At 63.1% G+C, this 12,597-nt stretch carries 10 protein-coding genes and 1 pseudogene; 7 read left to right on the top strand and 4 right to left on the bottom strand.

All coding sequences use genetic code 11. From position 1 onward, the window contains the following. Positions 1-173: 173 nt before the first annotated feature. The 3 genes from AB4Z53_RS29765 to AB4Z53_RS29755 form a co-directional block, all read right to left on the bottom strand. Positions 174-923 (bottom strand): TerC family protein, encoded by a 750-nt coding sequence (locus AB4Z53_RS29765; RefSeq protein WP_113535993.1) that lies wholly within the window; start codon positions 921-923, stop codon positions 174-176. A gap of 172 nt (positions 924-1,095) precedes the next feature. Then, positions 1,096-1,935 carry an AraC family transcriptional regulator gene (locus tag AB4Z53_RS29760; RefSeq protein ID WP_441599045.1) on the bottom strand — a complete coding sequence of 280 codons (840 nt, stop codon included), beginning with the start codon at positions 1,933-1,935 and terminating at the stop codon, positions 1,096-1,098. A gap of 111 nt (positions 1,936-2,046) precedes the next feature. Then, positions 2,047-2,745: a TetR/AcrR family transcriptional regulator gene (locus AB4Z53_RS29755; RefSeq protein WP_113535994.1), complete on the bottom strand. Its 699-nt coding sequence runs from the start codon at positions 2,743-2,745 to the stop codon at positions 2,047-2,049. 158 nt (positions 2,746-2,903) lie between these two features. Here AB4Z53_RS29755 and AB4Z53_RS29750 point away from each other — a divergent pair, with 158 nt between their 5' ends. From AB4Z53_RS29750 to xylB, 5 genes are all read left to right on the top strand, one after another. Further along, a complete protein-coding gene (locus tag AB4Z53_RS29750) occupies positions 2,904-4,112 on the top strand; it encodes an HlyD family secretion protein (protein WP_441599044.1) in 1,209 nt (402 codons plus the stop codon). An 89-nt stretch (positions 4,113-4,201) separates the two neighbouring features. After that, positions 4,202-5,791, top strand: a complete 1,590-nt coding sequence (locus tag AB4Z53_RS29745) for a DHA2 family efflux MFS transporter permease subunit (protein ID WP_113535996.1) — start codon at positions 4,202-4,204, stop codon at positions 5,789-5,791. 206 nt (positions 5,792-5,997) lie between these two features. Beyond that, the gene (locus AB4Z53_RS29740; protein WP_441599043.1) at positions 5,998-7,071 is read left to right on the top strand and encodes a metallophosphoesterase; all 1,074 of its coding nucleotides are present in this window, start codon (positions 5,998-6,000) and stop codon (positions 7,069-7,071) included. A 146-nt stretch (positions 7,072-7,217) separates the two neighbouring features. Beyond that, a complete protein-coding gene (locus AB4Z53_RS29735) occupies positions 7,218-8,255 on the top strand; it encodes a LacI family DNA-binding transcriptional regulator (protein ID WP_441599042.1) in 1,038 nt (345 codons plus the stop codon). A 61-nt stretch (positions 8,256-8,316) separates the two neighbouring features. Further along, positions 8,317-9,771, top strand: a complete 1,455-nt coding sequence (xylB, locus tag AB4Z53_RS29730; RefSeq protein ID WP_441599041.1) for a xylulokinase — start codon at positions 8,317-8,319, stop codon at positions 9,769-9,771. A gap of 38 nt (positions 9,772-9,809) precedes the next feature. Here the strand turns inward: xylB and AB4Z53_RS29725 are convergent, their stop codons facing one another. Next, complete coding sequence (locus AB4Z53_RS29725) at positions 9,810-10,172, bottom strand: nuclear transport factor 2 family protein (protein ID WP_441599040.1); 363 nt, start codon at positions 10,170-10,172, stop codon at positions 9,810-9,812. Positions 10,173-10,327: 155 nt separating this feature from the next. Here AB4Z53_RS29725 and xylA point away from each other — a divergent pair, with 155 nt between their 5' ends. After that, positions 10,328-11,638: a xylose isomerase gene (gene xylA, locus AB4Z53_RS29720; protein WP_441599039.1), complete on the top strand. Its 1,311-nt coding sequence runs from the start codon at positions 10,328-10,330 to the stop codon at positions 11,636-11,638. A gap of 129 nt (positions 11,639-11,767) precedes the next feature. Further along, a pseudogene (locus AB4Z53_RS29715) lies at positions 11,768-12,597 on the top strand (sugar phosphate isomerase/epimerase family protein); the annotation flags it as partial.

The raw sequence follows: 12,597 nt of genomic DNA, 5'->3' as shown, positions 1-12,597 counted from the left end.
CAGGCGGCCGGCATGGCTCAGCGAAAGAGGAGGAGCGATCCTGTTTTTCGTTGAAGGCTCGCGGTTGACGGCCGGTCGGTTCGGCTCCGCGCCTTCGTGAACTCCCGCAAGCAAAGAGGCCCGCATCGCCGATGCGGGCCTCTTTGTGATTGGACCGAGGTGGGCTCAGCTCGTCAGTCGAGCTTGCCTGCTTTCCTCAGCCGCGCATTGCGCGCGACCATGTTGAGGATTTCGACGAGGGCCGAGAAGGCCATGGCGGCGTAGATGTAGCCCTTCGGCACATGCAGGCCCATGCCTTCGGCAATCAGTGTCGTGCCGATCATCAGGAGGAAGGCGAGCGCCAGCATAACGATCGTCGGGTTCTTCTCGATGAAGTTGGCAAGCGGATTGGCGGCTACGAGCATGACCGTGACGGCGGCAACCACGGCGATGACCATGATCGGCAGGTGCGGCGTCATGCCGACGGCGGTGATGATGCTGTCGACGGAGAAGACGAGGTCGAGCAGCAGGATCTGGGCGATCGCGGCGCCGAAGCTGTTGATCGCCGAAGAGGCGATGAAGTCCTCGCCATGATCGGCCGGATCGACATTGTGGTGGATTTCCTTGGTCGCCTTCCAGACGAGGAACAGGCCGCCGGCAATCAGGATCATGTCCTTCCAGGAGAAGCCTTGGCCGAAGGTCTCGAAGACCGGCGTCGTCAGCTTGACGATCCAGGCGACGGTGCCGAGCAGGGCAAGGCGCATGACGAGCGCGAGACCGATGCCGATGCGGCGCGCCTTTTCGCGATGCTCCGGTGGCAGCTTGTTGGTGAGGATCGAGATGAAGATCAGGTTGTCGATGCCGAGAACCACCTCCATGACCACGAGGGTGATAAGGGCGACCCAGGCGGCGGGGTCTTGGGCAAGCAACAGGAGGTCCTGCATCGGCGATCTTTCTCTTTCAGTACTTCAAAAGTTCCACAGCGGCCTTGGCGCGTCTGACGGACGTGCGGCGCTGTGGGGATGGCGCGTCGTCGCGCAAGAATCGCCGAAAGTATTTAAGAAACATTGCGGACGTGACAAGCGCCGCCGCCCGTTTGCGGCGGCGCTTTACCGTTTACGATTTGACCGGAATCCACAATTCGACGACGCCCATGCCGGAATGCGGGTCGAAGCGCTCGTCGTAGCGTTCGATGAGATCCGGCGTCTCCCCCTGCTGAAGTCCGGATTCCGGCAGCCAGGTGCCGAAGACATAGTTGGCGGTCTTGGCGATCGCCGAGATGTGGCCGCGATGCAGGAAGACGGCATAGCGCTGCTTCGGAAGCTTCAGCGTCGTAAACCCCTCGGGCAATTCGTCGGTTTCGCTGACTTCTGCCGCTGCCATGTAGAGGAAAGTGCCGGCCTCGCCATTGCTTTGCGAGCAGACGCCGTAGGCAACGTTGCCCTTCTGCCCGGGTATGTTGCCGAAGTGGCGGTTGAACCGCTGCCAGAGCGACGGAATGCCCTCGGTGCGGCTATAGGCATAGGTTTCCGCCAGTCCCGCCAAAAGCAGGGGCGGGCTGTCTTCGAAGCGTGGCGGGTCGATCTTGAGAAGGCGGGTATCGTCCATCCTTAAAGGCTCCATCAGTTCGATGTTTCGAACGTGCCTTTGCTTGCGCACCGTTTCTGGCGTCACGCCGAACTGGTCGCGAAAGGCGCGGGTGAAAGCCTCGTGCGAGTTGTAGCCCGCTTCGAGGGCCACCGAAAGAATGCTGAGGGAACCATCGGCCAGGGCGCGGGCGGCATCGCTCAGCCGCCGGCCGCGAATATAGGCGCTGATCGAGCGGCCGGTAACCAGCCCGAAAACGCGCGACAGATGAAAGCGCGAAAGTCCTGCGGCCCCGGCGATTTCATCCAGCGATATGTCCTTTGCGAAGTGGCTCTCGATGAACCAGACCGCTCGTCCGATGGCACTCATCATCACTCCTTTGGCAGCGCCCTGGTGATAGGGTGTTGCCTCAAGGCGCGCTTGATCGCAATTGCTGGATTGTAACGCCCGGACGGTCGGGAGGGTTCGACCGCAGCCGGTCTATTTCTTGGGTCCGTAGGCGGCCATGAAGACGCGCACGGCAGCGGTCACCGTCGCCTCGATCTGTTCCTTGGGCGGTGCGGAGCACATGCCGCCGAACAGGCGGTGCTTGAAGAGCCCGGCCTGCGCCATCTCGATGAACTGGCGGGCGGCCATCTCGGTGTTCTCGATATCGAGCGCGCCGGTGGGGACCTGGCGGTCGAGATAGGACTTGAGCACGGTGTAGCCGTTTTCCGGCGCCTCGCTGAAGAAGCGCTCGGCCAGGTGCGGCATGCGGTCGATCACGCCGATCACCATGCGCATGGAGCGGATCGTTTCCTCGGCCGTCATGCTGGTCGTCAGCGTCACGCCGAAATCGTAGAGCGATTCCTCGACATCGTCGTGATCGTTGAGCGCGTGTTTGGCGGTCTGGACCACCCGGGTCTTGCCCTTGATGATCAGCGCCTTGAAAAGGTCTTCCTTGTTTTCGAAATAGACGTAGAGCGTGCCCTTGGAGACCCCGGCTTCGCGGGTAATGTCGTTCATGCTGGCGGCGTCGAAGCCCTGGCTCAGGAAGGCACGCCTCGCGCCTTCGAGGATCTGCTCGCGCTTGGCCGGGTCCTCGCCAGCGGCGTGGCGACCGCCACCCAAACAGAGATCTTCTTCCATGCCGGCCATCGGCTGCACGATGTCCTGTTTCCCGGTCTTCGCCGTACTCATGATGGTCGCTTGTTTCCGTCCTGCTCGTATTAAATTTGATTCATCGAACCGCGTGGTTCGATTTCCTCTTGATATGCGACCAGAAAGGGCTTATGTCAAGCTCCGATCGAACCGAACGGTTCAGTTCGTTCAGTAATCTTTAACCAGGCCGGTGCCCAATGTCCGCATCCAACACATCCAGCGCTGCTCGCGTCCGTCCCGTCGACGAGAATTTTGAAGTGCAGCAGGAAACCGCGCTTGAGGCAAAGGCGCCTGCTGCGGAGCAGACCGCTGTCCAGGCTCCCGCTGAAGCGGTGCAGCCGCCGAAGAAGACGCGCAAGCCCATCCTTCCCGTACTCGGTCTGGCGCTTCTGGCTGCCGGCGCCTGGTTTGGCTACGACTGGTGGACCAACGGCCGCTTCATGGTCTCGACCGATGACGCCTACATCGAAGGCGACATCGCGACGATCTCGCCCAAGGTTTCCGGCTATGTCGCCAAGGTCGACGTCGTTGCCAACCAGAAGATAAAGGCCGGCGATCCGCTCGTTACCCTCGACGACGGCGACTACCGCATTGCCGCCGAGCAGGCCGAAGCTAAGATCGCCACCCAGAAGCTGGCGCTCAGCCGTTTCGATGCGCAGATCGCCGGGGCCAAGGCGAGCCTTGCCCAGACCGAAGCGCAGAAGAAAGCTCTCGAAGCGACGGTGCGCGGCGCCGAACTCGCGCAGAAGCGCGCGAGCGACCTCCAGTCCAAGGCCGTTGGCACCGTCGCTTCGCTTGACAACGCCGATGTGGCGCTCGACCAGGCGCGGGCAAATCTTGCCGGTGCCGATGCCAATATCGCCGCTGCCAATGCCAGCATCACCGTTCTCGATGCCCAGCGCACGGAAGCCGAAAGCGAGATCCGCTCGCTGGAGCTTGCGCGCGACAAGGCCAACCGCGACCTCGGCTTCACCGTGCTGAAGGCGCCCTATGACGGCATCGTCGGCAACGTCGCCGTCCAGGTCGGTGACCTCGTCTCGGCCGGCCAGCGGCTCGCAGCCCTCGTACCGGTCGACCAGCTCTATATCGACGCCAACTTCAAGGAGACCCAGATCGCCCATCTGGTGCCGGGCTCCAAGGTAAAGGTCCATGTCGACGCCTATGAGGATCACGCGATCGAAGGCACGGTCGCCTCGATCTCACCGGCCTCGGGTTCGGTCTTCTCATTGCTACCGGCCGAAAACGCCACCGGCAACTTCACCAAGGTGATCCAGCGCGTGCCGGTTCGCATCACCTTGCCGGCCGACGTGCTGGCCGAAGGACACCTGCGTGCGGGCTTGAGCGTCGTCGTCGATGTCGACACACGCACGGCGCCGGATGCGACCAAGATCGCCGCTACAAAGTAATCGGGCCGGACTCGGCGCGCCTTCGGGCGCGCCCGTGCCCCTAGAACGCCGGCGCGCTGCTGCGCGCATCCACGCAAGGAGTGGCTGAGATGGCCGCAACGGCAACAGCAGGTTCGGTGGCGGCCGCCGCACCGAAGGTCGAGGAACATATGGATCCAAGGAGGCTGATCGCCTTCTTCGCCATGGTCGTCGGCATGTTCATGGCGATCCTCGACATCCAGATCGTTTCGGCCTCGCTTGCCGAAATCCAGGCCGGCCTGTCCGCCGGTTCGGACGAGATCGGCTGGGTGCAGACCTCCTACCTCATTGCCGAAGTCATCATGATCCCGCTGTCGGGTACTCTGGCGCGCATCGTCTCGACGCGCGTGCTGTTCTCGGTGTCGGCCGCCGGTTTCACGGCGGCGAGCGCGCTTGCGGCAACCGCGACGAACATCGACCAGATGATCGTCTATCGCGCGATCCAAGGCTTCATCGGCGGCGGCATGATCCCGTCGGTGTTTGCCGCTGCCTTCACCATCTTCCCGCCGTCGAAGCGCAACATCGTCTCGCCGATCATCGGACTGATTGCCACACTTGCGCCGACCATCGGTCCGACGGTTGGCGGCTATCTCAGCCATGCCTTCTCCTGGCACTGGCTGTTCCTCGTCAACGTCATTCCCGGCATCATCGTCGCGACGCTGACCTGGACCTTCATCGATTTCGACAAGCCGGAACTGAGCCTCTTCAAGAAGTTCGACTGGTGGGGTCTGGCCTCGATGGCGATCTTCCTCGGCTCGCTCGAGTATGTGCTGGAAGAGGGGAACGCCAACGACTGGTTCAACGACGATCATATCGTCATTGGTGCCATTGCGGCCGTGATTGCTGCGGTGATCTTCTTCTATCGGGCCTTCAAGGTGGAATTCCCGGTGGTCGACTTGAGGGCGTTCTCCAACCGGAACTTCGCTTTCGGCTCGATGTTCTCCTTCGTGATGGGCATCGGCCTCTACGGCCTCACCTATCTCTATCCGCTCTATCTCGGGCGCATCCGCGGCTACGATTCGCTGATGATCGGCGAGACGATGTTCGTCTCGGGTCTTGCCATGTTCTTCACGGCGCCGGTTGCCGGCTTCCTCTCGGGCAAGCTCGATCCGCGTGTGCTGATGACGATCGGCTTCACCAGCTTCGCCGGCGGCACCTGGATCATGGGGCACCTGACGGCCGACTGGGACTTCTACGAGCTGTTTATCCCGCAGATCCTGCGTGGCGTCGGGTTGATGCTCTGCATGGTTCCGATCAACAACATTGCGCTCGGCACGATGCCGCCGGCGCGCATGCGCGGCGCCTCTGGTCTGTTCAACCTGACCCGAAACCTTGGCGGTGCGGTAGGGCTCGCGATCATCAACACGATCCTGACCCAACGCCAGGACTTCCACTATGCGCGTCTTGCCGAGCACGTGCAGTGGGGCAATCCGGAAGCGATGGAGCGGTTCAACAACATGGCCGCCAACTTCAACGCTCATGGTCTGGACGGCACGACGATCGCCATCAAGCAGCTTGCCGCCCTGGCGCAGAGGCAGGCGATCATCCTGTCCTTCAGCGATATCTTCGTGCTGCTGACGGTGCTGTTCCTGTCGCTGATCCTCGGCGTGATGATGATCAGCAAGCCCAAGGGCGTCGGTCCGAGCGGCGGCGGCCACTAAAACAATATGGAGGATGGGGCGAGCCGGCCCGTCCTCCTCTCCCAAAGAGAAAGCCAGGCGGGCGTCTGCCCGCCTTCTTCATTTCCGTTCCGAGACAGCGTGCACGGTTTACGCGAGGCGGGCGTTGCGGCACACTTCCGCCCACGACTATCGAGGGCGGCGGTATGCAGGGACTGGTTTCGGCGGCCATCTCACGGCGAACTTTCATGTCCGGTCTTGCCGGACTGGGGCTAGGACTTGCGGCCTCCCGCAGCCGCGCGGCCGCTCCCGCCATCGATGCGACGTTCCTGTTCTCAAACGACGTCCATGCCTGTCTCGTCTCGATCGAAGGGCTTGCGCCGAACTGCGCGGGCGAAGGCAAGACCGACGCCAACCTGCTGCGTCACGTGGCGGCGCTCAATGCGGTGCATGCCATGCGCTGGCCGGAAACGGTTGCGGACAAGCCGAGCGGTCTCGCGAGCGCCGGACGGCAGATCGGCAAGCCGCTCGGCCTGGTGCTTGGCGGCGACCTTACCGACGACGGCGGCGGTCAGGTGCGCCAGCCGCGCGAAGGCCGGCAGCTGCAGCAGTTCTCCAGTCGTTATCAGGAAGGGGCCGGGAGCGACCGTGTTCACATGCCGGTCTTTGTCGGGCTCGGCAATCACGACCTCGACCAGGATGGGCCGCCGCCGCACGTCGACTGGTATCGCCGCGAACTGCGCGACTATGTCGAACTCAATCACCGCCAGACGGTGTTCTACAAGCCGCCGGTGCCGGTGACCAACTACGACCCGCTCTCGGATTGCTATTCCTGGGACTGGGGCGGACTGCATCTCGTGCAATTGCAGCGCTTCGGTGGCGACGAGTCCAAGGGAGCCGTGAACGCACTTCCGTGGCTGAAGCAGGATCTTGCGACCTATGCCGGCGACGGCCGGCCGGTTATCCTGTTCCAGCACTATGGCTGGGACGCCTTCTCGACCGAGGTCTGGGATACCAAGTTGAAGACCTTCGACGACAACGGCGACGGCAGCGCGCACTGGTGGAGCATCGCTCAACGCCAGGCGCTGCTCGACACCATCAAGGGCAGCAACGTCATCGGCCTGTTCCACGGGCATCAGCACGAAACGGCGATGATCTATCGGCAGAACGGGCTCGACCTCATCAAGCCGAAAGCGGCCTATATGGGCGGCTTTGCCATCGTGCGTGTCACCGACGGCTTCATGGATGTCGTGCTGGCCGAGGCTGGTCAGCTCCATGGAGAGGTCACCTTCACCGCGGCCTTCAGTAAGCGTCTCGGATAGGTCTTGAAAATCAATATAAATCAATAGTTTCAGTCTCGTGTTTCGCGGTCTGCAGGCGGCGGTGCGGGCACCTGTTTTTCGCGTCCTGCAGATTCTTGATTTACGTACATCAAAAATTCCTCTAAATGCAGAGCCCGGAGGAAAACATGCGCCCGACCGTTCACGATATCGCTGCCGAAGCGGGGGTCAGCCTCGCGACCGTCGACCGGGTTTTGAACAATCGCCCGGGCGTGCGCGGTGTCACCCGAGCGAAGGTCGAGCGCGCGATCACGACGCTCGGCTATGTGCGCGACGTCGCTGCCGCCAATCTCGCCAAGAGCCGCACCTACCCGCTGATCTTCATCCTGCCCGAGGGCGACAACACCTTCATGCGCGGCCTCGTGGCCGAGGTGGAGGCGGCAAAGTTGCGCTCTGCGGTCGAACGCACTGCCATTACCGTGCTCTCCGTGCCGGCCTTCGACAAAGCGGCCCTCGCTGCGGCGCTGGAAAAGGTGCGGGCACTGGCGCCTGCCGGGGTCGCCGTGGTTGCAATCGATGCGCCGGAGGTCGTTGCGGCGGTCGATAGGCTCCGTGAAGACGGCATTGCCGTGGTGACGCTGGTTTCCGATCTGCCGGGATCGTCGCGCGATCACTTTGCCGGCGTCGACAACGTTGCCGCCGGCCGCACCGCTGGCACCCTGATGGGGCGTTTCCTCAGCGGTCGCGTAGGGCCGGTTGCGATCGTCGCCGGCTCGATGCTGGTGCGCGACCACAGCGATCGTCTTGAGGGCTTCACTGCGGCGATGGCCGAAAGCGCCCCGGGGCGTCGGCTTCTGCCCGTCGTCGAAGGCCATGACGATCCCGCCGAGGTCGAGCAACTCGTGTCTGGTCTCATTGCCGATCATACGGATCTTGCCGGCATCTACAGCCTCGGTGCCGGCAATCGCGGCCTGATCACGGCACTCGAAAAGGCCGGGCGTCAGGCCGATGTCTGCGCCATCGCGCATGAGTTGACGCCGCACAGCCGCGCGGCACTCTCGTCCGGTACCCTGGACGCGCTCTTGAACCAGGATGCCGGCCATGAGGTTCGCAGTGCCATCCGCGTGCTGAAGGCCCGTGCCGATGGCCTCGCGGTGATCGGGGCGCAGGAGCGCATCCGCATCGAGATTTTCCTGAAAGACAACCTGCCGGTCGATCCGGCGTAACGATTTGGAGCTGCGCGGTTCCAGACGGCATGCCGGCTGGAATTGCTCAATGGAGGCAATCATGTATCTCGGACTGGATCTCGGCACCTCGGGCGTCAAGGCAATGCTCATCGATGGCGACCAGCGCATCATCGGTTCGGCCTCCGGCGCGCTCGACGTTTCGCGGCCGCATCCCGGCTGGTCGGAACAGGACCCGGCCGATTGGGTGCGCGCCACCGAAGAGGCGATTGCCGGGCTGAAGGCGGCGCATCCCAAGGAACTTGCGGCCGTCAGAGGCATCGGGCTCTCGGGCCAGATGCACGGCGCGACGCTGCTCGACGCCGAAGACCGGGTGCTTCGGCCCTGCATTCTCTGGAACGACACCCGGAGTTTCCGCGAGGCGGCGGCCCTCGATGCGGACCCGCAGTTTCGCGCGATCACCGGCAATATCGTGTTCCCAGGCTTCACGGCGCCGAAGCTTGCCTGGGTGCGGGCCAACGAGCCCGAGATTTTTGCGAAGGTGCGCTGGGTGCTGTTGCCGAAGGACTATCTGCGCCTGTGGCTGACCGGCGAGCACCTGTCGGAAATGTCCGACAGCGCCGGCACTGCCTGGCTCGACACCGGAAGGAGGCGCTGGTCGGAAAGCCTGCTTGCCGCCACCGACATGGACGAAAAGCAGATGCCCAGCCTGGTCGAGGGAACCGATGCGGCCGGGAAGCTGCGTTCGGAATTGGGCGCGCGCTGGGGCATTTCCGGTGACGTCGTGGTTGCTGGCGGTGCCGGCGACAATGCGGCCTCGGCCTGCGGCATGGGGACGGTCGGCGAGGGGCATGCCTTCGTCTCGCTTGGCACTTCGGGCGTGCTCTTCGCAGCGAATGCGAGCTATTTGCCCAACCCGGAAAGTGCCGTGCATGCCTTCTGCCACGCGCTGCCGAATACCTGGCACCAGATGGGCGTGATCCTGTCGGCGACCGATGCGCTGAACTGGTATTCGGGCATCGCCGGCCGCAGCGCCGCGGAGTTGAGCGCCGAACTCGGCGACACCATCAAGGCACCCTCGGGCGTCACCTTCCTGCCCTATCTCTCGGGCGAGCGCACGCCGCACAATGACGCGGCGATCCGTGGCGCATTTGTCGGGCTCGGTCATGAAAGCAGCCGTGTGGTTCTGACCCAGGCGGTGATGGAAGGCGTGTCCTTCGCCATCCGCGACAGCCTGGAAGCGCTTCGCGCCGCCGGCACGGCGCTCTCGCGGGTGACCGCGATCGGCGGCGGTTCGCGCTCGCGCTATTGGCTGAAATCGATCGCGACGGCGCTCAACCTTCCCGTAGATCTGCCCGCCGACGGCGATTTCGGTGCTGCCTTCGGGGCGGCCCGCCTGGGGCTGATCGCGGCAACCGGCGCCGATCCCGTTGCCACCTGCTACGCCCCGCGCACGGCCGAGACGATCGCGCCGGAAACGTCTCTGGTTTCGGCCTATGAGGAGAGCTATCAGCGCTATCGCCGTCTCTATCCGGCGATCAAGGGCGCCGCGTCGTGATGATACGGCGCCTAATGCCTCATTCGGGTGCTGTGCGTTCAGCGGGCCGGAACCTTGTCGAGAAAGCCGGTGACCGTCTTCAGGCGGCCGTTCTCGATCTCGCAGACATCGGTGCCTTCGATAACCGAGGGAACGCCCTCCGGACCGAGCGCCCAGGAAAAGCGGATCGTGTCGGCATAGCCGTCCGCCGCACCCTTCAGGGTGAAGCGGAAGCCGGGAAACTGTCCCTGCACACCGGTAATGAGCGCATCGATGCCGGCATGACTGTCGCCCTGCATGATCGGGTCACGATAGGCGACATCGGCGGCGAAGGCCTTCTCGATCAAGGCCGCGCGCTCAGCAGCGTCGGTGGCGTTCCAGGCGGTCATGTAGGCGTCGGCGATGGCGTTGAAGTCGTGCATCGAAGTGTTCCTTCCGTTTGGCGTTTCGATGCTTCCGGTATCGCCGGACGAGGGAATGAAACCAATTACCTTCCAGGTAATGGCCGCGCCTATCGCATGGGCCATGTCGGCCGAAACCATCCATATCCATCCCATCTTTCAGAGGAGCCAAACCCGTGAGTAAAGGATTTTTCGGCGATATCGCCAAGATTAGATATGAGGGACCGGAGAGCACCAATCCGCTCGCTTTCCGCCACTACAACAAGGACGAGGTCGTGCTCGGCAAGCGCATGGAAGACCACCTGCGCTTCGCGGTCGCCTATTGGCACACCTTCGTCTGGCCGGGCGGCGACCCCTTCGGCGGCCAGACTTTCGAGCGCCCCTGGTTCAAGGACAGCATGGACGCGGCCAAGCTGAAGGCCGATGTCGCCTTCGAATTCTTCGATCTGCTCGGCGTGCCCTTCTATTGCTTCCACGATGCCGACGTGCGCCCGGAAGGCAAGAGCTTTGTTGAGAACACGAAGAACCTGAACGAAATCGTCGATCACTTCGAGAAGAAACAGGCCGAGACCGGCGTCAACCTGCTCTGGGGCACGGCAAACCTCTTCTCCAACCGGCGCTACATGTCGGGTGCGGCGACCAATCCGGATCCGGATGTCTTCGCTTTCGCGGCGGCAACGGTGAAGACCTGCCTCGATGCCACCAAGCGCCTCGGCGGCCAGAACTATGTGCTCTGGGGCGGTCGTGAAGGCTATGAGACGCTGCTCAACACTGACATGAAGCGCGAACTCGACCAGCTCGGCCGTTTCGTCAATCTCGTCGTCGAGTACAAGCACAAGACCGGTTTCAAGGGCGCGATCCTGATCGAGCCGAAGCCGCAGGAGCCGACCAAGCACCAGTACGACTACGATGTCGCGACGGTCTATGGCTTCCTCAAGAACTACGGCCTCGAGAATGAGGTCAAGGTCAATATCGAGCAGGGCCACGCGATCCTTGCCGGCCACTCCTTCGAGCACGAGCTGGCGCTTGCCAACGCGCTCGGCATCTTCGGTTCGATCGACATGAACCGCAACGACTACCAGTCCGGCTGGGATACCGACCAGTTCCCCAACAACGTGCCGGAAATGGCGCTGGCCTATTACCAGGTTCTCGCAGGCGGCGGCTTTACGACCGGCGGCACCAACTTCGACGCCAAGCTGCGCCGTCAGTCGATCGACCCGGAAGACCTGCTGATCGGCCATATCGGCGGCATGGATTGCTGCGCCCGCGGCCTCAAGGCGGCAGCCAAGATGATCGAGGACAAGGCGCTCTCCGCACCGCTCGAAAGCCGCTATGCCGGCTGGCAGGTGCCGGAAGCCAAGAAGATGCTCGACGGCGGTTTCTCGCTCGAAGAGATCGAAGCCTGGGTGCTGAAATCGGACCTCAACCCGCAGCCGAAATCGGGCAAGCAGGAGCTGCTCGAAAACGTCGTCAACCGTTACGTCTAAACCGTGTGATCCGAAGGCGGCCGGGAAGTTTCCCGGCCGCCTTTGTTCCTTGGTCGCAAGTCGTCGGGTTCGCATTCCTGGGCAGAAATCCACCGCCCGTCCGAGCTCATGAGACTGAAAATGAAATCGATTACAGTCCCGAGCTGGGACGCACGGCTGATCGATCTGAAGAAGGCCGCAACCTCGAAGACCTATTGCGACGAGTTTGCCGGCAAGGCCCGCGACAACGGCGTCGAGGTGACGGAGCTTTCGACCCATCTGCAAGGCCAGCTGGTCGCCGTGCATCCGGCCTATGACGAAGCCTTCGACGGGTTTGCAGCACCCGAAGTGCGCGGCAACCCGAAGGCGCGCCAGGCCTGGGCGGTGGAACAGGTCAAGCTGGCGCTGACCGCCTCGAAGAACCTCGGCCTGAATGCCATGGCCAGCTTCTCCGGCGCGCTCGCCTGGCCCTTCGTCTATCCCTGGCCGCAGCGGCCGGCCGGTCTCGTCGAGGCCGCCTTTGATGAACTGGCGAGGCGCTGGAAGCCGATCCTCGACCATGCCGAGGAGAACGGCGTCGACATCTGCTACGAGATCCATCCGGGCGAGGACCTGCACGACGGTATCACCTACGAGATGTTCCTGGAGCGCACCGGCAACCATGCCCGCGCCTGCATGCTCTACGATCCCTCGCACTACGTGCTGCAGTGCCTCGACTATCTCGACAACATCGACATCTACAAGGACCGCATCCGCATGTTCCACGTCAAGGATGCGGAGTTCAACCCGACCGGGCGCCAGGGCGTCTATGGCGGCTACCAGGGCTGGATCAACCGCGCCGGCCGCTTCCGTTCGCTCGGCGATGGCCAGGTGGATTTCGGCGCGGTGTTTTCGAAGATGGCCGCCAATGATTTCGCCGGTTGGGCGGTGGTCGAATGGGAGTGCGCGCTGAAGCATCCCGAAGACGGTGCGCGCGAGGG

Source organism: Ensifer sp. 2TAB8 (genome assembly GCF_052115125.1).
Classification (GTDB): Bacteria; Pseudomonadota; Alphaproteobacteria; order Rhizobiales; family Rhizobiaceae; genus Ensifer.
The sequence above is the reverse complement of the archived record's forward strand: the minus strand, read 5'-3'. Positions and strand labels throughout refer to the sequence as shown.

What these genes read in the sequence shown, in the direction of transcription:
- AB4Z53_RS29765 (WP_113535993.1), bottom strand. Translation starts at nt 923, where the DNA reads ATGCAGGACCTCCTGTTGCTTGCCCAAGACCCCGCCGCCTGGGTCGCC.
- AB4Z53_RS29740 (WP_441599043.1), top strand. Translation starts at nt 5,998, where the DNA reads ATGTCCGGTCTTGCCGGACTGGGGCTAGGACTTGCGGCCTCCCGCAGC.
- AB4Z53_RS29750 (WP_441599044.1), top strand. Translation starts at nt 2,904, where the DNA reads ATGTCCGCATCCAACACATCCAGCGCTGCTCGCGTCCGTCCCGTCGAC.
- AB4Z53_RS29735 (WP_441599042.1), top strand. Translation starts at nt 7,218, where the DNA reads ATGCGCCCGACCGTTCACGATATCGCTGCCGAAGCGGGGGTCAGCCTC.
- AB4Z53_RS29725 (WP_441599040.1), bottom strand. Translation starts at nt 10,172, where the DNA reads ATGCACGACTTCAACGCCATCGCCGACGCCTACATGACCGCCTGGAAC.
- xylB (WP_441599041.1), top strand. Translation starts at nt 8,317, where the DNA reads ATGTATCTCGGACTGGATCTCGGCACCTCGGGCGTCAAGGCAATGCTC.
- AB4Z53_RS29745 (WP_113535996.1), top strand. Translation starts at nt 4,202, where the DNA reads ATGGCCGCAACGGCAACAGCAGGTTCGGTGGCGGCCGCCGCACCGAAG.
- AB4Z53_RS29755 (WP_113535994.1), bottom strand. Translation starts at nt 2,745, where the DNA reads ATGAGTACGGCGAAGACCGGGAAACAGGACATCGTGCAGCCGATGGCC.
- AB4Z53_RS29760 (WP_441599045.1), bottom strand. Translation starts at nt 1,935, where the DNA reads ATGAGTGCCATCGGACGAGCGGTCTGGTTCATCGAGAGCCACTTCGCA.